Source organism: Candidatus Babeliales bacterium, from assembly GCA_019749895.1.
Lineage (GTDB): Bacteria > Babelota > Babeliae > Babelales > RVW-14 > AaIE-18.
Genome location: JAIEPG010000001.1, coordinates 41038 through 67044 on the forward strand (window position 1 = coordinate 41038; position 26007 = coordinate 67044).

Below are 26007 nucleotides of genomic sequence, written 5' to 3' on the forward strand. Positions count from 1 at the left end.
GCGCTCACTCCTTTTTAAAAACTATATCAGAGATGTTATTTTTTAGCAATTGATCTTACTTCGGCTTTTTTTACGCCGTTCATAAGTTCGTTGATCGACAAGAGATCAAGATCTCTCAATGGATCTTCATCGGTTGTGCGAGCAACTGCTTCACCACAGAGTTCCCACGCTAAGTTAGCGCCGAACTTGTTAAGGAATGGAAGTAAATATTTTTCAACATATTTGTCTGAATCGTTAAAGAATCCGCGTGATTCGTCTGCGTTGTCATAAATAACGCCAAGTTTTCCACGAGCAACTGAAGAAGTTCCTTCAATCAGACTTACAATAAGAGCGCCTACAAGTGCGCGAGAAAGGCGACGAAGAGGACGTTTGTTGTCTTCAGGAAGACCCTTCATAATAGCAGTATTTGCAAATGTGGTTGCAACTTGTTGTATAAGTGCGGCGGTAACGTCAACGCCTACGCGCTTTGCTGTTTCTTTGTCCCAGCCTTTAAATGCGCCTTCGCCTGCGCCTGGATTTCTACCATTCTTGGCTTGGTTAAAAGCTGCAAGAAGCTCGTTAATCTGGCTCACGAATTCTTTGTTTTCTAATGCTGCGCCAACAATGTTGCAAATACCGGTGCTCAGATCTTCAAGAGTTTGAGCCCCTGCAACAGGGTTGCCCGAAAGAGCTTCAGCTAGGTTTGAAGGTGTTGCTGCAATTGCTGAAATTTTGTGAACCTTGCGCAAATCTTCGCGTGAAAAACCATGAAGACCAGTGACAGATATTGAAAAAATGACTACGGCTGATAATGCTCTTAGTTTCATTTACATCCCTTTCTCTTCGGAAAATAATCAAGTACTTGTGCATTACAACGTATGTTAAATTAGACTGGAAGTAGGTATAACGTACCTTTGTAGGATAGTCAACAATTTGTTTTTTCAACTATTTGAGAGCCATTTATAAAACAAAAATATTTTTCCTTATAAAATTTATGAGAAAATTGACGATTGCTTCAATATCGGGCATCTTTGATGCTTAGAATGGGCTGATGCGACAAGTTTTTAACCGAGTGGTGATTCGTTATGAAGTTATCTGTTGCCTGGATTTTTGATCATATTAATGCCGACTGGCGCACGTGTGATACCAATGAGCTTGTGGCCAAATTTAATCAAATGACGGCAGAAATTGAACATTCTCATAGCGTTTCTATAAATTTAGACAACTTTTTCTTGGGTCAGCAAAAAACGCTTGGCAGCGATACCATTTATATTCCAGAACTTTTAAAAGAAGCGTCTATTTCAAAGCGCAGCAATACCTTTGATTTATTGTCTTCAAGTGCTACCAACATTGCCTTTTTAGTAAAACGCGTCAAAGACCATTTTGAATGGGCAACCTTGGCTGATTTTGGTGTTGAAAAAGATGGCCTTGTACCGGCCCTGAGTGCTGACGAAAAAGACCTAGCGGGAGGTTGGCGCGCCAAGTTTGAAAGCACTGACGTTATTTTGGATGTTGACAACAAATCAATTACCCACCGCCCCGACATGTGGGGGCATCGCGGTTTTGCGCGTGAAGTTGCGGCATTACTCAACGTGCCTTTGCTGCCTACCGATAATTTTTTAAAAAAACTGCCAATTCAGCAAGCGCAAACTACGACCCAAGCTTCAGCAACCAATCCAATTTCCATTGAAAATAAAGTTCCAAAGTTTTGTTCAAAATTTAACGGTTTGTATATTGATCAGGTTGACAACAGGCCGTCCGACATTTTTATTGCCAGCCGCTTGATGAAGGTTGGTGCGCGGCCCATTAATGCCCTGGTCGACCTGACAAACTACGTGATGCAAGACTGGTCTCAACCGGTGCATGCGTACGATGCCAACCAGTTGGCTGACAAAAAATTAGTAATCAGAATGGCGGCAAAGGGCGAAAAGCTTATGTTGCTTGATGGCAACCAGCTTGAGTTGACTGAGCACGACATGGTTATTGCCGACGGCAATAAGCCAATGTGTTTGGCCGGCGTAAAGGGCGGCATGAATGATTCAGTGAGTGCCACCACCACCGCTATTTTTTTTGAAGCAGCAACGTTTGACCCCTCAACCGTGCGTCAAGCGGCTATGCGTCATAAAACGCGGACCGATTCTTCTGCGCGGTTTGAAAAAACACTTGACCCTAACCAGGCTGTTCAGGCGGTATATCGCTTTCTTGCGCTGGCAAGCCAAACTGGCCTCGCGCTTAAACCTGCAGCTGAAGTGGTGGCAGTAGGGCCCGATGCCTCGGCGTTGCATCTTGAACTAGCACACAGTTTTATTGAAAAGCGTTTGGGAATTCAGATCCCGTCAGCCGACGTTGTAGACCTTTTGACGCGTATTGAATTTGGCGTTAAAGCAAAAAAGACTGATGGCGATGTTGTATACAATATTGATGTGCCGTCATTTCGTTCAAGCAAAGATATAAAAATTAAAGAAGATATTGTTGAAGAAGTAGCGCGCTTGTATGGTTTTAACAAAATAACGTTGAACTTACCGCGCATTTTGAGACGGCCGTTTAGTTTGCAAATTATTGAACGTCGTCGCGCAATAAAAAATTATTTAGCATATTCAGCCGCCATGATGGAGCAGCAAAATTATGCTTTTTTTGATGAGCATTTTCTTGGCTCGGTAGGTTTGCAAGAACAGCAAACTATTACCTTACTTAATCCTGTTTCAGAAAATTACTGTCGTTTGGTAACTTCGCTTATTCCTGGCTTGCTTAAGAATATTCAAGCAAATCTGGTGCATCGTGATACCAATAACTTTTTTGAAATGGCGCGCGTGTGGGGCAAAAATAACGATGATACTTTTGAGCGCGTGAGCGTTGCAGGTATCTTTTTTGAAAAGCGCACTGTGGTTGATTTTTATCAATGCAAATATCATATTGAACACATGCTTAAGACCTTGGGCTTTAAGCTTTCTGTTTTGACATGGAAAAAAATGGAAGCACCGGCTCAGACCTGGTACAAGCCGTATCAATCTGTTGAGTTGATGTATGATGGTCGCTGTATTGGCAGAGTCGGCAAGATGAATCCTGCTTTTATGCATAAGCTTGATGTGTTGCCAGAAAGTGATGCATTTGTTTTTGAACTGGATGGTGACTTTTTGTTGCATGAGCCGGTTGAAGTAAAGCGTTATGCCAGCATGTCGCGTTTTCAAGAAACATTTATAGATTTAAGCTTGATGGTACCACTTACTCTTGAAACGCAGCTCATTCAAGCTCAGTTGCACCATGCATCGCCGTTGGTAAACTCGGTTCAACTGATCGATTTCTTTGAAAAAGAAGAGTGGGGCTCGGTGCGTTCGTTGACCTTTAGGTTGTGGTTGAGCGACCAAGAAAAGACACTTGAAAAAGAACATATCGATGCGGTATGGCAAGCAGCCACCGGTATTGTTGAACAAATTGGTGCAAAGATTCGTTCATAAAAAGAGGATTTTATTGTGATTAAACGAATATGGTCATTACTAACGTCGTGTGCCGTTTTAATCAGTATTGATCAACTTTCAAAGTGGTGGGCCCTTAAAAATCTTCTGGGGCGCGATATTGAGTTGACTCAAAATCTTACGCTTTCTTTTGCTTGGAACCGGGGTATTAGTTGGAGTTTTTTTAACGAAGCTTCAGTGATTGGCTTTTGGCTATTAACCGGATTTATTGCGCTGGTAACCACGATCTTTGCGATTTATACTGTTGCTCGTTTTTTTAACAACTACGACAGCCAGTGCGAAATTATGGTGCTTGCGGGTGCGCTGTCTAATTTAATTGATCGCGTGTTGCACGGTGCCGTTATCGACTTCATTGATATTCATTTGGGTACGTGGCACTGGCCAACTTTTAATAGTGCAGATTCGTTTATAGTTATTGGCGTTTGTGGCATTTTAATAAAGCATTTTTTTTATGAAGACACTCGTAAAATTTAAAGAGATTTGTTTTGCTGCGGCAACGTTTGGTGTTGTTGGTAACTGGCGCTTTGGTTATTTAGTAGCAATGTTGGGCACTATTCCATTTTTATATTTTTTACGTTCGTTGTATTGGTTTAACCAACAATTGTTTGTTTATTTTTTGATAGCGCTTTTTGCTGCCATTGTGGTTGTTTTACAGAGTGCGTTGCAATACCCAACCGACAAAGATCCATCGTGCATTGTACTTGACCGTGCGCTTGGTTTTATGATTGTTTTTTTAGGCATTCCGCTTAATTTAAAATTTTTAATTGTTGGTTTTATTCTTTTCCATGCTGCCAATTTTTTTCAGCCCATTGTGTGGTATCAAGTTGTGCACAAAAACTTAGAGCGCCTGCCCGGCTTTTTGGGTGTTGTGGCTAGCGATGTTTTAGCTGGTGTGAGCGTAAATTTCTTTTTTCGTTTTATCTTGTGGATGTCTCAATAATTATGCTGCACGCGCTTCTTTCATTTTTTTATCCTGCTACCTGTTTTTCGTGTGGCAACGTAATGTCGCTCCATGCGTTGGCGTGTTGCCACGAGTGTGAGTCAGTGATTAAGCCAGTTGTTTCATTGCCACTTGCTCTTACCAAAAAGCATACTATGAATGTTGCTGCTGGTTGTGCATATCTTGATCCGGTAAAAAAATTGGTGGTGCGTAAGTTTAGCCAAGATATGCGGGCAAGCCGTCAATTGGCAGAAATTATGATTGCCACTATTCCTAAAAATTATTTTGAAGCTGATTATTTGATTCCTGTGCCATTGCATTGGACACGTTATGCGCGGCGAGGTTTTAACCAGTCGTTGGTTATTGCTCGTGTGTTGGGCAAGCATTACAATATTCCGGTACTCAATGCTTTATCTCGCAGTAAGCGTACGGCTTTTCAGTCAACATTAACGCACGATTTGCGTCATGAAAACGTGGTGAACGCGTTTACGCTCAAAACATTTTTGGGGTTGCGTACTTTAGATCATTTGCGCGGTAAGCGGTTGGTGTTGGTTGACGATTTGTGCACCACCGGTGCAACATTGGTCAGTGCTGCAAAAGTGCTGCACATGCTCAAGCCTGAAGGTATTAATGCCGTTGTTGCGTGTCGTGCTCTTTAACAAATTCTGTTGTGACATTACCGTCTAACATTAATTCTTTTGTTTTTAGATCAAACGTGCCGTGCTGAGCGGTTAGTGTTATTTGTTGCGTAGCATTGCACATGGTGCCTGTTATGTTATGAGAGAAGTAACAACGTTGTTGAGTGCGGTTGATGAGTGCTTGGTTGGCACTCAAAAAAGCAACATCAGTCTTTTTTGTACGCAATGTGCAGGTAACGCCTAAACAGGTTACCGTGTCGGCAGTTTTGGTGAGAATACTTTTTTGTGCGGCAATACAGACCGTTTGGTTTGTGTCATATGCTTCTTGTAGGTGCATGTTAGAAATAACCATATCTTCTGTCATGCTTGTTTGTTGTGTGGCAAATTCTTTTTTTTTAGTTGGTAGGCGGTTAAAGAAAAAAAAACCACTAACAATTAACGCGGCCGTGCTTAAAAAAATAACAATGCGCATAGTCAAACTAGCGTAAAGCTTGAGTAATTAGTTCAGCGTCAAAATGTTTTTTTTGAACATACAAAATAAGGTCTACAAGAAGTCTAAAAGCATGGTGACCGCCTTCTCGAGGGACCACCACATTTGCAAAATCATGATAATAAAAAGGAGCGTTGTTGGGAACGGCAAAAATAAATGCGGGATTTTGTTGTTTAACTAAAGCATCAAAGTGGTCATCACCAAACATAAGAACTTCATTGTCGCTCAGGCCGTGCTTTTGTTGGATTTGTTGAATCACTACCAATTTATCTTTTCTGCCGCCAATAAACAAATCATCAGGAATGCCAAGAAGTTGAGCGCGTGCTTTAATTGAACCGTGGTCTTTGCCGCTTAAAAAAGCGACAAGTATCCCAGCTTTCATTGCTTTAATAATGCCAAAGCCATCTTGTGTTGAAAAGCGACGAGAGTTTTCTTTTTCTTCAGTATATTCCAGATTGCCGTCAGTGAGTGAGCCATCGATGTCGGCAATAATGAGCTTAATTTTTTTAAGTTGTTCTACCAGTTCTTTTTTTTCTAAACATTGTTTGAACCACAAAAGATCTTGATGTTGTTTGTTCACGATGCTTCCTACAAATTATTGATTAAATCTTCTGCTTGGTCGTAACTTTTTACTGAGCCATTGGCAAAATGTAAAAAGTCTTTATTGTTCTCGTTTTCAATAGCGATGCATTTCATTCCGGCAGCTTGTGCTGCTTGAAAGCCTTGAACTGTGTCTTCAAACACAATGCACTCTTCTGGTTTTACGCCAAGTTGTTTAGCCACAAATAGAAAGAGAGCAGGGTCTGGTTTAGAACGGTTTTGTACATCGTCGGTGCAATAAAGATGCTGCCCAAAAAATTGATTAAGCTTCATGGTTTCAATAATAATACTAAATGGCCCTTTGTGTGCGTTGGTTGCAATGCCGTGTGGAATATTGTTTTGGACCAGTTTTTTTTGGAATGATTCAAAACCATCAATAAAATTAACTTTGTTTTTAAAATTACTCATAGCGTTGGCAACTTTAAGATGCGCCAGTTCTTCAGGTGTGCCTGGCAAGTTAAAATTTTCTTTAAGTACGCGTGCCTGAGTTACCAGCTCCATGCCATCAACGGCGGCAAGTACTTTTTGTTGTTCTAGTGTTAAGTTAAGAACATTGTATTGTGTTAAAATATCGTAGGTTGCTTGGCGCCACAAATGTTCCGTTTGTAGAATGGTGCCATCCATATCAAAAATGACTGCTTTAATTTTTTGCTTGATATCTGCCATAATAACGTCCCTATAAATTTTTTAAAATTTCTTCTGCTTGGTCATAGCTTGCTATTGCGCCATGAACGTAATGTAACAGATCTTTGTTGTTTTCGTTTTGAATAGCAATACATTTCATACCCGCAGCTTGTGCCGCTTTAAAACCATGAATACTGTCTTCAAAAACTAAGCATTCTTCTGGCCGAGCGCCAAGTTTTTGGGCAACAAAGAGAAAAAGTGAAGGGTCTGGTTTTGGTTTGTATTGTACGTCGTCGACGCAGTATAAATGGTTGCCAAAAAAATCATTGAGCTTCATTGCATTAATGATGAAGCTAAAAGGCTCTCGACGAGTGTTGGTAGCAATGCCGGAGGGGATATTGTGCAGAGCAAGTTTTTTTTGAAATGCTTCAAAGCCGTGAATAAAATTCATACCATTGGCAAAGTGGTGCATGGCAAAAAAATCTAGACGACGAGAAATATCTTCTGAGCTTTCTGTTAAGGAAAAAAGTTCTTTTAAGTGCTGGCCAACGAGCAAAGATGACATGCCGCCAAATGACGGAATAATGGCTCGTTGTTCAGGTGTAGTTATCGAAATGTTGTAGTGAGCAAACGTATCATCTTCCGCTTTGCGCCACAATGGCTCGGTGCTGACAATGGTGCCGTCCATATCAAAAATAATAGCTTTAATTTTTTTTTTGATTTCAACCATAATAATCCTTTGGTTCTGATTAGATTATAAGTTGATTATAAATGCTGAGGGAGATATGTCTAGAAAGAGTGAAAAGAGAAGGGCTTTGGGTGGGGGGAGCATTAAGAAAGTTAAATCTTTCTTAATGCATCTTCTGCTTGGTCATAGCTTTCGATAGCGTCTTGAACAAGATCGAGCAAGTTTTTGTTGTTGCTGTTTTTAAGTGCAATACATTTCATACCAGCGGCTTGCGCAGCTTTAAATCCATGAATTGAGTCTTCAAAAACAATACATTCTTCTGGTTTTGCGCCAAGCATTGTTGCCGTGTGCAAAAACAGATCTGGATCTGGTTTTGGTTTTTGTACATGCTCAATCGAATAAATATTTTCACCAAACAGGCGCTTAAAGTTCATTGTTTCAACAATAGTTTTAAGATGATCTGGATGTGCGTTTGTTGCAAGTCCAGAAGGAATCATAAATTGTTGAAGCTTGGTATGAAATTGTTCAAAACCATGAATGAATTCAAGTTGTTTGTGAAAATATGTATTGGCCAAGGTAAGTTTAAGACCAAAAATATCTTCAGCAGAATCAGGCAGATTGAACTTTTCTTTTAGTTCATGAGCTGCCTTTTTGAGTGACATGCCCGCAAGAGAATCGAGGAACGCGTGATCTTGATCAGAGAGCGTTTCTACCCCTTGGTGTTTGAGAACATCGACGGTGACTTTTTTCCAAATGTGTTCAGTCTTGATAATGGTTCCATCCATATCAAAAATGACTGCTTTGATTTTATGTTTGATATCTTCCATCGTTGCCTCCTTTCGTTTGTTTGAAGTTAGATGTGAGATTTCTTTTGCTTAATTCTAATAATTTCAAAGGTAGAAAGTACAGAATTTATAACATTACCAGTTTACCCGAATTAAATTTTATGTCAAATTGAAAATACCTTAAAAAATGGGTTTTTTAGCAGAAATGCAAATTTTCGGCCTAAAAATAGGCTTTTTTACGATATTGCTAGGTTATTGAGCATATTTTCAATATTGCAAGTTATCCTTTTTTGGTTAGTATGGATGGGCAATAAGATACAAAAACTTAGTATGAGAGATTGAACGTAGGAGAGAAGTATGCAGCATCTTGCGATTATTCCCGATGGGAATAGAAGGTGGGCAGCAAAAAATAAGCTAGAATCGGTCTTTGGGCATCGCAAAGGCATGGAGACGCTGCGCTTTGCTATTAAAGTTTGTTTGAAAAATAGTATAAAATATCTATCGCTCTATACCTTTTCTCTTGAAAATTTTTCTCGATCGCAAGCTGAGCAGAGCTATTTTTTTAAGCTTTTTTTCGAATTTAAAAAGGAATTACCAGAATTAATTGAGCAGGGGGTTTGTGTACGATTTCTTGGCGATCGCTCGTATTTCCCTAACGATGTTCTTTCGGTTATTCAAGAAGTTGAAGAGCAGACAACATCGTGTCACAAGCTCTTTTTAAATTTACTTTTTTGTTACGGATCTCAGCAAGAGATTGTTTTTGCTGCTCGTTCGTTGGCAAAAAAAGTGCAAGCGGGTGAGATGAAGCTTGAAGATATTACACCCGATTCACTTAAAAATTCTCTATGGACCTCTGGCATGCCAGACCCAGATCTTATTATTCGTACGGGCAATACGGTGCGTGTAAGCAACTTTTTGTTGTTTCAAGCGGCGTATAGCGAATACATGTTTTTAGATTGTTTTTGGCCCGAAGTAACTGAAGAGGTGTTGCAACAGTGTGTAAACAAATTTGGAACTATTCAGCGAAATCTTGGAGCATAGTGCGTGAACAAGCATATTACTGTTTTAGGTGCAGGAGCGTGGGGCACGGCAATTGCTCAGTTGTTGGCAACTAATGGCTACAATGTTTTGTTGTGGGCGTTAGAACCTGAAGTTGCTCGTTCTATTGAAACAACAAAAATTAATCAGACCTATTTGCCTGGTTTTTCTTTGCACAACAACATTCGTGTGACTACAGATCTGACACAGGCAGTTGCTGCCAACGATTGGATTTTTGAGGCGATACCAGTTGCTTTTTTACGTCAAACGCTTGAGCGCGCCAATGACCATGTGCATGATAATGCACGCTGGGTAGTGTTGAGCAAGGGTATAGAGCGCGATACGTTGTTGCTACCAAGTGAGATTATTCAAGATGTTTGTGGCAAGAAAAATTCTGTTGCAGTATTGAGTGGTCCTACGTTTGCACAAGAGCTGGTGGCGCAAAACATGAGTGCAGCAGCGCTGGCATGTAGCGATAGTGCGATGTTGAAAGAACTTGAAAGTATGGTGGCCAATAATTTTTTTAAGCCGTATGCAACAACCGATACTGTTGGTGTGCAACTTGGCGGGAGCATGAAAAATGTTTTGGCGCTTGCGGTAGGCATTGCGCAGGGTCACGGATGTGCTGCAAATACCACGGCCTACTTGTTGACGGTTGGTTTGGACGAGGTGAGTCGCTTGATTACACATTGCGGCGGTAACGCTGAAACGGTGTACGGGCTTTCTGGGCTTGGAGATATCATGCTGACTTGCTTTGGCTCATTGAGCAAAAATTTACGTGCCGGTACTATGTTAGGAAAAAATCGTTCACTTGAAGCGTTGCAAAAAGATTTTCAAACATTGCCAGAAGGTATTAATACCGCGCAAACTATTAATCAGCTTTTGGTGCGTGAGTCGTTGACGTTGCCACTTTTTGGTTGGGTTTACTCATATCTTTTTGAGACAGCGCTTTTTGAAGATTTGTTTTCTTCGTTGCGCTCTCACCAGCAGCTGTAATTTTTTTATCATTTTTTTGCCATGTTCCTGTTCGCGCAAGCATAATATTTTTTGCGTCTATTAATCTTTTTAGCCCAAAAAAAGCACGCCAACCAGGCTTGCTGAGTGGTTTTTCGAAATAAGGGAATGTAACTTTTTTGACGTTAAAGTACTGACAAAAAGTTGTAGCACTGGTAAAGCTGCGTATGCCTGGTCGGAGTAGAATTAATTCTTTAATGGTCGGCGTGCCAAAGTGTTTGGCCATGTACGGCCGGAGCTCAAACTCAACAACTTTTTCAGGTGATTGTTTGCTGTTAAAGTAGCCATCATCAATAAATGTCAGTTGCCCATCAGCGTTAACATTGATCGAAAATTTTTCTGAAACCTGACTAACCACATCAATATTTTTAGTTTTGATGTGTTGGTAGATCCACAAGCCGGTACAAATTGAGAGCAGTAAAATACTCAGTATTGCGATGCGTTTTTGCAGCGATTTAATGAGCGGGCTGGTAACCACTACCCAGGTAATGCACGGAATGCTTATCAAAAACCAGGTCCCAGGGTGTACAAAACTTATTTGCCATGATTCATGTGAAAAATGTAAAACGGAATCCCAGGCGTGGGTAAGTTGAGTAAGCAAAAATGCAGACCATTCGTTGGGAATGCCGACCAATTGGCTGAAAAAAAATATGGTACTCAACATAATAAAGAGCATAAGAACGGGCGTAAAAATGAGGTTGCCCAGTAATGATAAAAACGAAAGCGACAAGCCCCAGCTAATCAAAATAGGGAGACTAACCAGCGTGATTACTAGCTGCACGTAGAGATAATTGAGTAAATATGATTTAACCGCAGACTTCATGGTCGTGGAAAGTGGAGATAAAGATTTTTAAGAAAAAGCAATGAGCTGCCTGACTGTGGTGGCTTTTGTAGTTTTTCTTTTAAAAATTCAATAACCGCTTCAAGATATTGTTTTTCAGATTGTTCGTGTGCTGTGTATGATGCAATTAATTTTTGAGAAAAATAATGCAGCATGTCATTGACGATCTGCGTTGTGGTACTGTCGTTAAGTTTTGCTTTACGAAGCTCTTGTTCAAACTCAAGTGGTAGCTCGCGTTTTTTGTCATCGCAAAAAAAGCTGAAGAGTGCCGGCATCATGGTAACAGCAGAACTTTGTTGCAAGCGGACAACATGACAACGTGAAAGAATGGTGGGCAACAGTGCATGCTCATTGCTCGTGAGCAAAATAAAGTGATAGCCCTGTGGTGGTTCTTCAAGAACCTTTAAGAGCTTATTGGCTGCTGCCAGATTGAGTGTATGGGCATGTTCAAGAACAAAGTAAAATGATTCATTGGTATCTAGCCCAAACGCGGTCTTTTCAAAAATAATTTCAATATCGCTGATAGTATAGTCATTTTCTGGGCAAATCCAGATCATGCCAAAATGTTGGCGATTTTTTACTTGCCGGCAGCTGGTGCAAAAACAATCGCCAGTTTGTGCTTGTGCACAGAATATTTTTTGCACATAATGTTCGGCATAAGCGATTGTATCGTCGCTTGTGCCAACAAAAAGTTGTGTAGGAATTGTTGTCATTATCTCAGTCTTTTTTCAAGTTCCTGCCATGCTTGTGCGAAGAGTTTATCTTCGTCAAGAGCGCCATCCAGCGTAACCACATTGGTCCGTGTGGCAAAAATAGCATCAAACCCGAGGGCGGTTTGTTGCCAGAACAGCGTATCACGTTTTTCAAAAGAGGTTAAGCCGAGGTTACGTTTGGCCAGGCGGGCTTTGGCTGTTGCCACGTCAAGTTTAACGTACAAGACTAAATCGGGTTCAATTCCCTGCATAACCCACTGGTTAACGCTGGTAATCATGGAGCGGTCAAGATTGTAGCCATAACCTTGGTAGGCCAGCGATGAGTCGGCCCCGCGGTCAGAAATAACAACCGTTCCCTTGTTAAGAGCTGGAATAATGACGTGTTCAAAGTGTTGCGCGCGATCGGCTGCAAAAAGCAAAAACTCTGCTGCCGGACAGAGTGGCTCTTCTTGCGTTTGCAAAATGCTGCGCAGGCTTTTGCCTAGCGGAGAGCCGCCCGGCTCTTTAGTAAGCAGGACGGCTTTATTGAGCTGTTCAATTTGATGAGCAAGGTGGCGGGCAAGTGTAGATTTGCCGCAGCCATCAATACCTTCAATAATTATAAAATAACCATCACGCGGCATGGGCTTCTACCGTTGGTTGTGTTGGGTTAACAAGCATAAGTGATTGAAAATTTTTTATCACATCAACCACATGGTTCAGTTCGTTTTGTTCAAGCTCTGGCCAAATTGGCAAAGCAACAATTGCTTGTGAGGCATGTTCAGCTACCGGGCAAACATTAATTAAATCTAAGCGCGTATTGAGGAATGCAATTTGAGTCAGTGCTTGTGGATAATAAATGTTGCTGCCAACACCGTTAGTTGCTAAATGTTGCATGAACGCGGCGCGCTCTTGTTTGTTCTTTAGTACAACACAATATTGATGGTACACATGATGCCCAACGTGTTCTTGTGGTAGTTGTAAGAATGGTACGTTTGCCAGTGCTTGGTTGTAGAACGCAGCAATTTCGCGACGGCGTTGGTTGTAGCTGTTCAGTTCATCAAGTTTTATTGAAAGAACTGATGCTTGAATAGTGTCTAGGCGGCTGTTAATACCAAACTCTTCATAAGCATAATGAGAAGCGCGGCCGTGATTCTTAAGTTTTGTTAAGCGCATTGCCAAATCTTGATTGCTGGTAATGCAGCAGCCTGCATCACCAAAAGCACCCAAGTTTTTGGTTGGATAAAATGAGAGTACGCCAATGTCACCAAAAGTGCCGGCTTGTTGGTTGTTGGTGTGTGCACCAATTGCTTGGCAGGCATCTTCAATAATCCACAAGTTCCAATCTTGAGCAATTTTTTTAATTGCTTGATAGTCGGCGCATTGACCAAATAGATCTACAATTACCATGCCAGCAACCGGCATGCCTGTAGCGGTGTGTACTGCGCGGCCTTTTTCCATGGTTGCATGTTCTTTAAGCCACGCTTGAATAAGTGCAGGGCTGATATTAAACGTGTCTGGCTCAATGTCGATCATGACCGGGTAGGCTTCTAGAGCTAAGATTTCGCTGCTTGAAGCAATGAAAGAAAAAGGTGTTGTAAGAACAATTGACTTTGGTTGTACATCGAGAGCCTTGAGTGCCAACCATAGTCCGTCGGTTCCGGAGTTGCAAGAAATAACGTGCGTGTTATTGCCTAAAAAGTGAGCAAGTTTTTTTTCAAATTCTTGTACCAAAGGGCCGCCAATAAATTGTTGGGTTTTAAGAATGTGGTTAAAGCTCTCAACCATCTTCTGGGTCAGTTTTTCTGTTTGTTTTTGTAGTGAGAAAAAGGGCACATTAATTTGTTGCATGCTGTACTCCGAATATTTTTTTTTAAAAAGCTTTACTTTTGAGTTACCTCATCGACTACAATAAGGACACTACTTTTTTGGGACTACCGCCAAGAGTATAGAGCAAAAGTTTGCCGAACCAAAATTTAGTGTGTTAAAAACAATTTTTTTATAGGTGGTTGGCGGCTGGAGCTTGACCCTTGACATTTAAAAAACAAAAGTTAATGATAAACCATATTGATGATCGATGGTCATCAGTTACGAGTAAAGGAGATACCGTGAACAAGGAGAGAGATGTATCTTTATTCTCTCGCATGCTAAACATTCGTTTATTCCATTGTTTCTTCATCAAGCAAAACGCCTGTGGTTATTTTTAATGAGTTCCCTTATTCGAAGGGATTGTCGTTGATGATAAAAATTTTAAAAGGTGAAGGAGGGTTACTCATTAATGTGTAATCGTAACAATAAAATTGTGTGGTGTTTTGTCGTTTGTCCTAAAAGGGGAGAAAACAATGGCTCGTAAAAGACTGAGGATCCTGCTTCTTGCAGCAGCATTATTCAGTTTGCCTTTCCAAGGAGTAAAGGCATTCTACTGGTTGCCAGTTGGGGATGGTATTGATGCAAATGGTTTTGCTACAACGGGAGCGGTATATGACGGGGGTGATCGTATTTATACCCCAATAATGCGCTCTCCAGAAGCTGCAACAAAGAAAAAGTCAAAAGAATTAAAAACTATAGATCCAGGTTTTGTAGTTCCAACAGAATTTAACACATCATGGGAAGCAACTGGTGGTGACTCAACCTTGAACATAGTTGGTTTATTAAATGGAACCGGCGATCCAGTTGCTTTGAAAGTTGACGGTGACGTAACTATTAAAGCATTGACTGTTGATGGTACGGTTAACATTTGTTCTCCGGTAACTTTTATTCCGTACACCAATCCTGATGGTGCACCAGAAAACGAAGGTCTTGGTTATTCACAAATTCAATTTGAAGTTGCTGAAGGTAAAACCTTGACGGTTAACGTTGATCATAACCTTGAATTTAGAGGTATTACGCCAGGTGGGACAGTACTTCGTTCAAGCCAACGTGGTGGCGAAGAAGAAGTAACACAAGTAGGGTTAGATTTGTGGGTTACCTTTCGTGGTCGTGGTCAAACTACCTTTAGAATGGCAAACGGCGTAGCAATTAAATTTACTGGTGATATCGACGCTACTAATCCGGTTGATGTTTTGAATGATTATGCGTTTACTGGATTTAGCAATAATGGTGGTGGTACCAAAGTATTTATTACCATGGACCAAACACAAGACGATATTAATAATGGTAAATGCAAAGTTCTGTTTCAACGTAAACAACTTTTAGAACATGAATGGCGTTGTTTAGTAATGGTTGGTCCAAACTCTATTTTGAGTTATGTTTCCGTTGACCAATCAGGCCTTAATTACACTGAAGTTCCTGAAAACGGTGGTTTTGGTTCAGTGGCATTTGACCCGTCTAATCTTGGTACAGGCCGCATGATCTTGTTGGTTATGGGTGCCTATACTTTTGGATTTGAATCAGGCCTTTTTGCGCCAACGGATCCAGAATTTTACCAAAGACAATATGTTTTTCCTTTTAATGATGGTTCGGTAATTATTGCAGGACATCGTGTTGATGGTTATGAACCTGCGCAAATTCGTACCACGTTAAACTATTCGGTGCCAGCTGGTGCACAGGCTATTTTCAAAGTATGCGATGATCTCGCTTACCAAAATAGAGATACCGAAGTTCCTTATGATCCAGCACCGGCAGATCGCCGAGGCTTGTTGGTTATTAATGATACCCAATCAGTTTCAAAGCGCATGTCAGATCCTTATTATGATTTCTTCAATGGTGGTATTCCAGCTGAAGAATTTCTGCTTCGTCGTACTACTAAACGTGGCAAGGTAAAGCGCGATAGACAATCGACGATGAGACATCGACAAGCTAAAAAAATGCTCAGAGCAACCCTTGGTGGAGGTGAAGAAGAAGCTATAGCACCAGCGCTTGGTCATGACTGGGCAGCTTCGTTTGGTGTTGCCTTTGATGCTTACTTCAGAAATTCTCGTACCGGATTTATCTTGGGCGTGAATGGTTTGCTTGATGTGTATCACAACAACTTCTTTGACTATGTTGCAGGGAGCACCAATCAACCAGACATTCTTGCACGAGCAGATTATGGTGGGGATGTTATTAAGAAAAAGAACCCAGCAGCATTTATTGTTGATGGCATAGACACGACGCTCTTTTCAGATCAAATTAGCCAATTTACCGCGGCTAATCCTTTTGATCGAGGACCAGAAAACGTTGTGACAGCGCAAATAAAACTACGTGGTAATGGTTCTACTCATTTCCGTTGTTCTGCATCTTCAACCTACGGCTATATTTTTGGCTTGTGGTCAAAATTAGTAAGATTTGGTGAAGAAGAAGAGGAAGTGCCAGAAGAAGGCTTCTTTGTTTCATCGCCTCGCGCATTGGTATGCGACAACCCAGCGTTCGATTGGGATGCCGCATTGATTGTTGACAACAGTGTGTTGTACGATGGCAAAAAATTGGCCGCTGGCGATCATAGCAGTCTTGGCGGTGAAGGTGAGCATGTTGTTGAAGGCGAAGGTCTTTTGAAGGTGCTTTCAGTTCCTAATACAACATTAGTAGATCCTACAACCAGCCTTCCTCGTGATTATGCTTCAACGGTTGAAAACGCTGGTGTTGTGCATATGCCAACTATTACGTTTGACTACACAGGACACGAAGTAGATACGCGTCCGTTGGTTAGAAACAATGCATATAGCCGCTACAACTCGCCAGCAATTTTCCAAAACAATCACGCATCGTTCTACTGGTCAACCATTCAACATAATGACGTAACAAAGTGTGTTGATGGCTTGCCAAGCTCGTCTGATCCAGCATGGACAGGTGGTGAACGCTTGTTCTTTGCCAACACAATCTTTGTGTTTGATGGTACCGATCCAGATCGTTATCGTTGGCCAGAAATGAGATTCTACAATAACATTCTGAATCTTGAAGAGTCGCTTAACGGATCTGGTATTCGTTTTGTTGTTCAAGATTTGCCAAAGACACCAGATACCAATGGCAGCAACAACTCGATTGTTAGATTCTTTGATCATGGCGATATTAACGATACCTTCTTCCTTGGTCATGGCCGCTTGTTCATGATGGGTACGCATAACAACTTGATGTGCGATGGTTCATCAAACTTGGTTACTGAATCTGCTTATACCAACGTATTCAAGATCAATGGTTTACCAGGAGATGGTTCTCCAGCAACACTTAATCTTTCATTGCAAAATGGTGACCAATTCCCTGCTTCAGTAAATCCAGACGACTACACAGAACAACGTGCACACCACTTGTTCTTGCATTCATGCCCAGATCTTGGAACCTGTAACATGGCTCTTGGTTGGCCAACAATTCAGGGCGACAGTAGCTTGGGTTCATTTCCATTTGCAAACACGGCGTATGGCGATATTCCACAAGAAGCATTAAGTTCAAACCCAGACGATTTGTTTGATCTTGATGCGCTGATTTTGCCTCCTGCAACGGTTACCGTAGACGGCCATTTCATAACCTTTGGTGGTTTTGATGCATTGGGAACACCAGTTGCAGCACGCGGACCAATAACGCGCTTTAACAACAAGGGAACTGTGTATGCAAACCATGGCGGTCGCTTAACAGTTGCAAGCCCAACAGACCCAGGTTCAATACCGCCAGAAGTGGTTATTGATACCGTTGTTGCACAACGTGTGTGGAATGACTGGGACTTGGCAGGTACGGCACGCGTAACTGATTTTTCAGGCCGTGTAGACCTTCCTCATGATCAATCAACGTTCTTGCCACATGCAGCAGTACAACCATGGGGCTTTACCGCAGCCATGTTTGGCGAACGCTCTGGCGAAACTGATGGCTTGGTCAGACTTGGTGGTTTCTTTAACCAAGATCTTGGTCGTGTTCGTTATGACCGCTCAGGTGCTGAAGACGTAGTGATTAACTGGAACAATATTGAAGGCGATAATCATTTGTTCGATGACATTCATCGTTCACCGCTTGCAAAACGCTTTGCTTCAGTTCGTCGTCGTCCAGTTACTCGTTTAACTGAAATCATCGACTTTGCTATCGACCGCCCAGACAGCTTGTTGTTTGTTGGTGCTGGTGAAGATATCAGGCAACTTCGTGTTGCTGGTGCAACCCAGTCCAACCCATTCTACTTGCTGGTAACCGGCGATGCTATTAATCCAGTTTCAGGTCGTGTGCGTGAGTTTGTTTCAGTACCATTAACAGAAGATAATCCATTTGATGACGTGGTGGGTGCTGGCGATCATGGCATTCTGTTCCTAGATAATGGCGGACGCATTGGTCTTGGCACGCGTGAAATCAACAGTCATTCCGGTGGTAATTCATGGAAGATACTTGGTAAAGACCATGTTCAAATTGTGCCACTTGGCGATGGTATTGTAGACTTGAACGCTGACTTGGTTATCGAAGATCGTCAAGCGCTTATTGCTTCTACTCAATTTAGTTCAGTAGTTGGCAATCGCTTAACCTTCTACTCAGACCTTCCACGCGAAATTCGTGTGTTGGCTGGTGGCGAGCTTGATCTTTCAAGCTTTGGTCAGTCAGAGTTCATGCAAGAAATCGCTTTTGGTGGTCAAGTACGCTTGGTCATGGAACCAGGTTCAGTAATTCGCTTCCCATCAAATCCAACAGGCGGTGTTGCATTGTACTTTAACGATCAATCACAATTGATTTTTGAAGGACCAATTGAACCACAAAACGTTGTACGTTGCTACGGCACTTCAGATGCTGCGCAAGCAGATCGTACTAAGATTGTTGGTGTTGGCCAAATTTGGGGCAACAAAGACGGCCAAATCTTGGTTAACAACAATGCATTGGTTGGGGTACAATCTGATGAAACATCACCATTTACTGATATCACCATCAGCTTGAACCGTCAGTCTAACTTGCACATTGGTACGCCAGATGTTTCGGGCGGTGCATTTGAAGTTGGTAACCCTGCGGTGGTAACTGGTGGTAACATTAACTTTACCTTCAGAACACTTGGCGAAAACGCAGGCTTGTTTATTGGTCGTGGTGGCTTCTTTGGTATTGGCGCTGGGGTTATTGACCAACCAGGCCTTATCAACGGTAATGCGACAAAAGCAAACAACCCAGTTCTTGATGGCGATGGTGTGGCAATTCTTGATGATGATAATCATCCAGTTTTCACACCAGACACATCAGGTGCTTGGAAGGTACAACGTCTGACAGAAGTTGGTCACGTTGTTATTGATCTGTTCAAGGGTTTCATTGATCACTGCCAAATTGCTGATGGTTCAGACTCTGAAGCATCATTAATGGCCTTTGGCCCAGCAGTGTTTGATTGGACAGTAAAGGTTAACGGCCAAAACTATGTTAATGTTCGTGGTGGTGGTAACGTGATGTTCATGCCAAATACCGACGACATGATTCGCGTTAACATTTGGGATTATGCTGGCTTGTTGCCAAACGGTGAGTTGTACTCATTGCTTCCTTCAGCACCGTTGATGATTGACCGTGATGATCTGCCAGGTTCAGTTCCTTACGGTACTGCTGGTCGCCAACTAACAACAAGCTCACACGACGAGTTCTTTAGCTTTATGTCCATTCTTCCTTTTGTAGATCAGCCACGTAAGAAAGTTGCTTTCTGTGGTGAGTTGCTGGACAACATTGCAGCTTACATTAATCATGGCGTAGTAAATACCGTGTACGCAACTGATGTTGATCGCATTGTGCGTGTTGAAAATCCAACTATTGCACGTGGTACGTCTGCTCAAGGGCTTGAAAATGGTACTTTAATTGGCCGAAATGACGGTGCTGTTGATCCAACAGTATTTGGTATCCTTGAAAGCACGTTATAAGTGAAAAAAGGCGAGGGGAGATTGTCTCTCCCCTCGCTTACCAAAAGTGCGGAAGGAAAAGTTGCACGTGAAAAGTAAGGAAAGAGCATGATGAAGAAGATGTTAAAAGTTCTGGTGTTAACTGCATGTGCATTTTCGTGCACGGCAGTGGCGTCAGATTATCGTAGTCCTTTGATTACGGATCGCGGTCCGTTGCGTTATGATTTTGATCTTAAAAAAGATAAATGGTCTTTGCATACCTGGTCGTTAGGACATTTTAGAAATGCAGAAAAAGCATTTACCAAGCACAGTTTTGATACCGAATCAATTGCAAAAATGATCTTTGGTAAATCAGAGTTTACCATCAGCGATTCTTTTGAAGCAGGTATTGAAAATAAATATTTCTTTGAGAACTCAAATCCATTTCTTTCAGCGGCAAAAATTCGTCCATGCGTTACGTATTCAGAACGTGGTTTAACCGTTGGTGGGCGTTTTGAATATCCCGTGTGGCAAAACAAAGGTCGCATTGGTATTCGTGCAAGCGTGCCATTTAGAACCGTGCGTCTTGAGCGTGATGACGAAGCTGAGCAAAGCCCAGGTGCTAATCAGTTGCAAGAGTGTATAGTTAAAGGCGATGCAGTTTCAATTACAGATTCCATGCCTACAGCAAAGGTATTTAGCCCAATATCTCGCTACAAACTTGCGTTGCTTTATAGCTTGAAATACATAAACAATTTGAATCAAGTTGTTCGTTATCTGAGACTTGGTACTGCGCTAGCTCCTGCAGAAATGGGTGCTTCAGCTTATAACAATGTAAATGCGGCTAATTATGTAGGTACCGATATACCGTTTGCTATTATTACGAGCAATCCAGGCGGGTTGCCTCCTCGCAACCGTCCAACTGGTGTAACTACTGATAACGCTAATCCTAATGGATTGTTTGCAGACCAAGCAGGAACGATTCGTTTGGGTGCTGATGTTAGTACTAACGCTCAAGCACTTCAAGCATTGCCGAACGCTCTTGGCGCTTTAAATGACAATGGTTATGCATTTCAAGCGGGAACTGATTATTCAAATCTTTTCAATGATCCGAAATTTAATACGTTGTGGGCAACGCAGGTATTTAATAGTAAAGTTGCTCCTGCAGCGGCTCCGTCCACTGAAGGGATTGGTTCTCGAGCAGAAGTTGATTTTATTGATGGCCTTTTGCAGCAGTATGATACCAATATTTTCAATTGGTTAACCAACAACACCGACTATTTACTCAAAACAAATCAACGTGCTGGTATTGGCAATGCTGATATCGACTTTTTCTATGAACACACCTTCAATGATGACTGGCGTGTAGAACTCTGCCTTGGTGTGCGTTTGCCAACCGACGGTGACAACGATGGTGTTGCTAACAATCCATACTCTGCACGACTTGGTAATGACAATCACGTTGAAATTAAATTTGCTGCCATGGCTGCTTGGGCTGCTCTTGATTGGTTGAACTTGAAGTCAGACATCTCGTACAACTTTGTTCTTGAAGCAACTGAAAACATTTCTGCAACGTTCAAAGGCGCCACCGTCAAAAACTTTGGTCCAGGCGTTGATGCAGAAATTGATTATGGTTACTTCCGCTTCAACCTTGATGGTACCTTCTTCCATCGCAAGACCCGCAAACTTGCAACAACGGTTGGCTATGAGTTTTATTACAAAACTGAAGACAACATTAACTTTAAGAAAAAGACTGCTGCAAGTTGGCTTGGTAAAGTCTGGGCAACTGCCGCAGGTGCTCCTGTAGAAGTTGGTTCTGGCGTTCCTGGTACCAAGTTTGCTGACTACGAAATGAATCTTGACAGCAAAGTTGCAGAAAAAGACACTGAACGCATTTCACATCGCGTTCGTTTAGAAAGCAGCTGGCATGCACACCGCTACTTGCATCTCTACGTTGGTAGTGCTTACTCATTTGCGGGTAAAAACATCCCACGTGAATCTGATACCTACGGTGGTTTCCAAATCAGATTCTAAGTTTAGTACGTTTGCCTAAAAAGCAAAAAAACGGCCGCCCGGGGTTTACCGCCCTTGGCGGCCGTTTGCATTCCTGCCACTTGTCTTTACCCTGTTTTTCTTGTACGTTGTTTATGAAGAATTATAGTGGATTCTAAATACATTTTCTAATAGTATTATTAAAGGATTGAAGCGTGTCGCGACTTAAAAAATTGATCGAACAAACGGCCTTTTTGATGGAAAAGCAGGAAGAAGCCAAGCGTGAGTGTTCTGCTATTTTTAACGATGTTTTGAACTTTGTTGAGCAAAAGATAAACAATTTGCCTCAAGAATCTACTGAAGAAATTGAAGTTTTGGGCAAAGTGCACGATGTTTTGGCAGGCCAAGCGCAAAAGCTTGCTGACGAAACCGCTGACGATATTGCGTTTTTGGCTGAACAGCTTAAGGCTTTGCAACAAGTTAACGACGTTAAAGATCCAGCAAAATCTCAAGAACTTTTGAATATGTTGATCGATGAAGACGAAGAAATAAGCGATACCGAAGTCTTTAAAAAAGGCGTTTCTGAAGAAGCTCATGAATCTAAAGCTTCATTGCAAGCAATGGTTCAAGACGTTAAAGATGCTCTTGATGAAGGCAACTTTGAAGATGTTCAGTTGTTGCTTGAAGCGCTTCTTGACGAAGAAGATTCTTTTGATGACGATGACGCTGATGAAGAAGAAGGCGATGAAGACGAAGAAGATGACGAAGAACTTGATGAAGACCGTTTAGCCAAAGTTATGATGAAGATGGCCGGGCATGAAGAAACCGCTGGTCATGAAGAAAAAGAAGGCGATGATTGCGAAGAAGATGGTTGTTGTTCCACAACAGAAGAGGGCGCCGCTGGTGGCTGCTCTTCAGGCGGCTGCGGTAGTTGTGCTACAGGTTGTGGCACGGGTGCTGACAAAGGTTTTGATATCTTTTCGTTTATCAGCAAATATGATCGCGAACTTGAACTTGATGCACAAAAAGAAGACAAGAAACCTTCAAGCGAACATCAAGCGTAAAATATTTTTGCCCTTCACAACATCTGTGGTAGAATAGCGCAATTTATTATAATTAGATGAGTTGTGCTACGGCACAGATCTAGGGAGTTTGCTTATGGCTAAGTGCATAAAAAAAGTGAAAATTGTTCCTGGCTGTATCTCATGTGGTTCCTGCGAAGCAATCTGCCCAAAAGTTTTTGAAGTACGCGATATTGCGTATGTAAAAGAACAGGTTAATTTTAATGAGTGTGCCGACGATGTCCGCGAAGCAGCAGACATGTGTCCGGTAAGCGTTATAAAAGTTGAAGAAGAAGCAGAGTAAGCCTGGCAACGGGTGTGGTTGGTGTGGATAGGAGTAATACGCATATGCTGCAACAGCTCAAAACATTATTTTTTGGCAATTCACGAGGCGAGCGCGCAGTTTATGAAAAACTGAGAAAGCAATTTGCGCACGACTCGCAAGAGCTTATTTTTGCGGGTCACATTTTGCAGTCGGCGTATCAACGGTTTGCCGACCGCGTTGCGCTTATTGCTGGCGACAAATCAGTTACCTACAAAGAGTTTTACTTCCGTTCACTGCTCATGAGCAAAAAACTTGCGCAGTTGGGTGTGGGGCAGCGTGATCACGTTGTTCTGTACTTTGAAAATTCTGTTGAGTTTTATATTGCCTATTTTGCGGTGTGGCAGTTGGGTGCGGTGGTAATTCCACTCAACATATTTTTTCATGCCAAAGAGCTTGCGCATGTGATGAGTGAAGCGCAGCCAAAGATTATTCTTGCCTCTCTTGAGTTGAAAAAAAATATCGATCAAGCGTGTGAGCAGGGGCTGATTAGTGCACTGCCTACCGTGCTGACCGAACAAGACTTTGATTGGTCAACGCCGGTACCTGTGGCGATTGAGCCAAACGATCAAGCGGTAGTTGTTGCGGGTGGTGATCGGCACGAGTGCTGCCTTATTTTGTACACGTCTGGCACCACCGGCAAGCCCAAAGGGGTTATGCTTTCGTCCAAAAATGTGGTGACTAACGCGCTGCAATCATTTGCTCGTTTTAAAATGTGCTTTGAAAGTAATGAGAAAGAGCAAGAACGGTTCTTGTCGGTTTTGCCGCTTTTTCACGTTTTTGCCCAAAATACCTGTCTATGGTTTCCGATTTTGTCAGGTTCTGCTATTATTATTGTGTCTAAGATTGATCGCAAGTTAATCTTGGAAGGCCTGCAAAAAAGGCCTACGCTGTTCTTTGGCTTTCCTGCGTTGTACGGTTTGTTGTGCCTCATGCGCACTGCGCCGCTGGACACGGTTAAGCTGTTTGTTTCTGGTGCCGATATGATGCCAGACAAAATTAGAGCAGCGTTTGGTATGATTTATGGCCGTAAAATTTGTTCAGGCTACGGGCTTACTGAAGCCTCACCGGTTGTTGCAATTAATTATCACAACGAAGAACGATCAACCGATGTGGTGGGCAAGCCAATAGTCGGCATAGAATCGCAGATTCGCGATGAGCAAGGTAATGTTTTGGCCGCAGGAAACGTTGGTACGTTGTGGATTCGTGGTGACAACATTATGCTTGGGTACTACAAAGAGCCTGAAGCAACAGCGCGCGTACTGCAAGACGGCTGGTTAAATACCGGTGACCTTGCCTGCATTGATGCGTATGGTGAGCTGGCAATTACGGGACGCAGTAAAGATTTGATCATTCACAAAGGGTTTAATATTTATCCGCAAGAGGTGGAAAATATTTTAATGACACATCCTTTGGTAATTAAGGCCGCGGTAGTTGGTAGGGAAGAGGTCATGTCTGGCCAAATTCCTGTTGCGTACGTTGCGGTGCGACAAATGAGTGGTGAGTTAGAGCGTAGTTTGAGAGAATTGTGTATAAATAATTTAGCGGCTTACAAGGTGCCGCGCAAGTTTATTTGTTTGGACGATTTGCCAATGAGTCCAACCGGTAAAATTGATAAGAAACAACTAAGTAACCTAAATTAAGGTAAAGTATGGATACTGAGCAGCCGAGTCATTTATTATTCTTAATCGGAGTGGTAGTACATGAAGGAAGCGATCTGTTTGCTTCGTGCAAAATGGATCATTGGGGAGATGCATAAATGACACTGTCGATAGAGATTTTTCTATTTTTTCTCTTTTTGCTTTTAGCAGGACTGTTCGCGTTTCTTGAAACGTCATTGACGGCGCTTCGCTTATTTAAACTCAAAGAGCTACAAGTCTCTGTAGCCAAATACAAAAGTTTATTTGCCTCGTGGGAAACTAACCCGCAACGTATTTTAATTACTATTCTCATTGTTAATAACTTTGTAAACGTTGTTGCGTCAGTGTTAATTTCTCATATCATGCAAAAAGCCTTGGGCAATTTTGGTGTGGCCGTTGGTGCTGTGTTGGCAACTGTCTTGATTTTGATTTTTGGTGAAATTATTCCAAAAAGTTTTGCAAAGTCTCATCACGAACGTTTGTTCAGTTCATTTTTGTGGCTGATCAATTTGCTGTATCATCTTGCCTATCCATTTGTAACGGTCTTGCTCAAGATTGCAACATTCTTTTTTGCGCGTCTTGGCCGTCCGCACATTCTTGAAAAACAAGAAGATATTTCTGAAAAAGAAATTGAGTTCTTAATTGACTACAGCGACCAAAAAGGTTTAATGGAAGCTGAAAAAACTGAAATGTTACAAAACGTTTTCAGTTTGGGACAAACATTAGTTCGCGAAATTATTATTCCACAAGATGCCATTATTGCCCTTGATGCTGCTTCAAGTTTTGAAGAAGCGGTACGAGCAATTTGTACCTCTCGTTTTTCTCGTTTGCCGGTTTATGAAGGCAAAGAAGAAAACATTGTGGGCCTTGTTTATCAAAAAGATATTGTTGATCTCATGGCTCGTGGTGAAACTAAAGAAATAAAAGATATGATTCGACCAATCTTGTTTGTGCCAGAAACGCAAAAAGTTAATCAGTTGTTGAGCGAATTTTTAAAGACACGCATGCACATGGCAATGGTGCTTAACGAATACGGTAACATTGTTGGGTTAGTAACTATCGAAGATATTCTTGAAGAGATTGTGGGCGATATTGCCGACGAGCATGAACATGCAAATTCATCAATTGTACCGATGGATGAAGGTGGTTGGTTAGTTGCCGGCAGTACCGATCTTGAAGATCTTGAAGATTTACTTGATATCAAATTTGTTACCGATCGTTCAGTAACTATTGGTGGCTTTTTGGCTGAAAAATTGCAGCACTTACCAAAAAAAGGTGAGCGCTTAAACCATCTTGGTTTTTGTTTTCAAGTACAACAAGCAAGCCGTCGTCGTGTTTATCAAGTGTTGGTATTTGATGAAAACGAAGAACATGCACAAATTGAGGGTGACGCTGAATAAGCGTTGCCCACTTTAAGCTTGGAATGCCAACCTTCTTGGTGTATTCTGTTGTTCATATCAAAAATC

The 26007-nt window shown here is 41.9% G+C and carries 21 protein-coding genes; 12 read left to right on the forward strand and 9 right to left on the reverse strand.

What is annotated here, in order from left to right; genetic code table 11:
• Positions 1–35: 35 nt before the first annotated feature.
• Complete coding sequence (locus K2W90_00255; GenBank protein ID MBY0352777.1) at positions 36–806, reverse strand: hypothetical protein; 771 nt, start codon at positions 804–806, stop codon at positions 36–38.
• Between the two features lie 258 nt (positions 807–1064).
• On the opposite strand from K2W90_00255, the gene pheT reads away from it, so the two are divergent.
• The 4 genes from pheT to K2W90_00275 are packed head-to-tail and all read left to right on the forward strand — an operon-like array spanning position 1065 to position 5051.
• The gene (pheT, locus tag K2W90_00260) at positions 1065–3434 is read left to right on the forward strand and encodes a phenylalanine--tRNA ligase subunit beta (protein ID MBY0352778.1); all 2370 of its coding nucleotides are present in this window, start codon (positions 1065–1067) and stop codon (positions 3432–3434) included.
• Between the two features lie 15 nt (positions 3435–3449).
• Complete coding sequence (gene lspA, locus K2W90_00265; GenBank protein ID MBY0352779.1) at positions 3450–3926, forward strand: signal peptidase II; 477 nt, start codon at positions 3450–3452, stop codon at positions 3924–3926.
• On the forward strand, positions 3904–4392 hold the full coding sequence (locus K2W90_00270) for a phosphatidylglycerophosphatase A (GenBank protein MBY0352780.1): 489 nt from the start codon (positions 3904–3906) through the stop codon (positions 4390–4392). Before lspA ends, K2W90_00270 begins: the two co-directional genes overlap by 23 nt.
• A gap of 2 nt (positions 4393–4394) precedes the next feature.
• Positions 4395–5051, forward strand: coding sequence for a hypothetical protein (locus tag K2W90_00275; GenBank protein MBY0352781.1), 657 nt, complete (start codon positions 4395–4397; stop codon positions 5049–5051).
• Here K2W90_00275 and K2W90_00280 read toward each other — a convergent pair.
• The 5 genes from K2W90_00280 to K2W90_00300 form a co-directional block, all read right to left on the reverse strand.
• Complete coding sequence (locus tag K2W90_00280; protein ID MBY0352782.1) at positions 5020–5502, reverse strand: hypothetical protein; 483 nt, start codon at positions 5500–5502, stop codon at positions 5020–5022. The two genes, K2W90_00275 and K2W90_00280, sit on opposite strands and share 32 nt — an antisense overlap.
• A 7-nt stretch (positions 5503–5509) precedes the next feature.
• Positions 5510–6100: a hypothetical protein gene (locus K2W90_00285; GenBank protein MBY0352783.1), complete on the reverse strand. Its 591-nt coding sequence runs from the start codon at positions 6098–6100 to the stop codon at positions 5510–5512.
• 8 nt (positions 6101–6108) lie between these two features.
• The gene (locus K2W90_00290; GenBank protein MBY0352784.1) at positions 6109–6786 is read right to left on the reverse strand and encodes an HAD family phosphatase; all 678 of its coding nucleotides are present in this window, start codon (positions 6784–6786) and stop codon (positions 6109–6111) included.
• Positions 6787–6796: 10 nt separating this feature from the next.
• Entirely contained in the window at positions 6797–7474 is a 678-nt protein-coding gene (locus tag K2W90_00295; GenBank protein ID MBY0352785.1) for an HAD family phosphatase, read from the reverse strand.
• A gap of 110 nt (positions 7475–7584) precedes the next feature.
• A complete protein-coding gene (locus tag K2W90_00300; protein ID MBY0352786.1) occupies positions 7585–8259 on the reverse strand; it encodes an HAD family phosphatase in 675 nt (224 codons plus the stop codon).
• A 315-nt stretch (positions 8260–8574) separates the two neighbouring features.
• Between K2W90_00300 and uppS the strand changes: the two genes are divergently transcribed.
• A complete protein-coding gene (gene uppS / locus K2W90_00305; GenBank protein MBY0352787.1) occupies positions 8575–9258 on the forward strand; it encodes a di-trans,poly-cis-decaprenylcistransferase in 684 nt (227 codons plus the stop codon).
• Positions 9259–9261: 3 nt separating this feature from the next.
• Positions 9262–10251 (forward strand): NAD(P)-dependent glycerol-3-phosphate dehydrogenase, encoded by a 990-nt coding sequence (locus K2W90_00310; protein ID MBY0352788.1) that lies wholly within the window; start codon positions 9262–9264, stop codon positions 10249–10251.
• Positions 10252–11088: 837 nt separating this feature from the next.
• Here K2W90_00310 and K2W90_00315 read toward each other — a convergent pair.
• Genes K2W90_00315 through K2W90_00325 form a run of 3 tightly spaced genes read right to left on the reverse strand, consistent with a single transcriptional unit; the run spans position 11089 to position 13653 of the window.
• On the reverse strand, positions 11089–11823 hold the full coding sequence (locus tag K2W90_00315; GenBank protein ID MBY0352789.1) for a hypothetical protein: 735 nt from the start codon (positions 11821–11823) through the stop codon (positions 11089–11091).
• Complete coding sequence (gene tmk / locus K2W90_00320; GenBank protein MBY0352790.1) at positions 11823–12446, reverse strand: dTMP kinase; 624 nt, start codon at positions 12444–12446, stop codon at positions 11823–11825. Before tmk ends, K2W90_00315 begins: the two co-directional genes overlap by 1 nt.
• Entirely contained in the window at positions 12436–13653 is a 1218-nt protein-coding gene (locus K2W90_00325) for a DegT/DnrJ/EryC1/StrS family aminotransferase (GenBank protein MBY0352791.1), read from the reverse strand. The genes tmk and K2W90_00325 overlap by 11 nt, the downstream gene beginning before the upstream one ends.
• Positions 13654–14144: 491 nt before the next feature.
• Between K2W90_00325 and K2W90_00330 the strand changes: the two genes are divergently transcribed.
• The 6 genes from K2W90_00330 (at position 14145) to K2W90_00355 (ending at position 25941) form a co-directional block, all read left to right on the forward strand.
• Entirely contained in the window at positions 14145–19568 is a 5424-nt protein-coding gene (locus tag K2W90_00330) for a hypothetical protein (GenBank protein ID MBY0352792.1), read from the forward strand.
• A 90-nt stretch (positions 19569–19658) separates the two neighbouring features.
• Positions 19659–21560 (forward strand): hypothetical protein, encoded by a 1902-nt coding sequence (locus K2W90_00335; GenBank protein ID MBY0352793.1) that lies wholly within the window; start codon positions 19659–19661, stop codon positions 21558–21560.
• A gap of 173 nt (positions 21561–21733) precedes the next feature.
• Complete coding sequence (locus tag K2W90_00340) at positions 21734–22582, forward strand: hypothetical protein (protein ID MBY0352794.1); 849 nt, start codon at positions 21734–21736, stop codon at positions 22580–22582.
• A gap of 94 nt (positions 22583–22676) precedes the next feature.
• Complete coding sequence (locus K2W90_00345) at positions 22677–22883, forward strand: ferredoxin (protein MBY0352795.1); 207 nt, start codon at positions 22677–22679, stop codon at positions 22881–22883.
• Positions 22884–22927: 44 nt separating this feature from the next.
• Entirely contained in the window at positions 22928–24544 is a 1617-nt protein-coding gene (locus tag K2W90_00350) for an AMP-binding protein (GenBank protein ID MBY0352796.1), read from the forward strand.
• 116 nt (positions 24545–24660) lie between these two features.
• Positions 24661–25941: a hemolysin family protein gene (locus K2W90_00355; GenBank protein ID MBY0352797.1), complete on the forward strand. Its 1281-nt coding sequence runs from the start codon at positions 24661–24663 to the stop codon at positions 25939–25941.
• Positions 25942–26007: the final 66 nt, after the last annotated feature.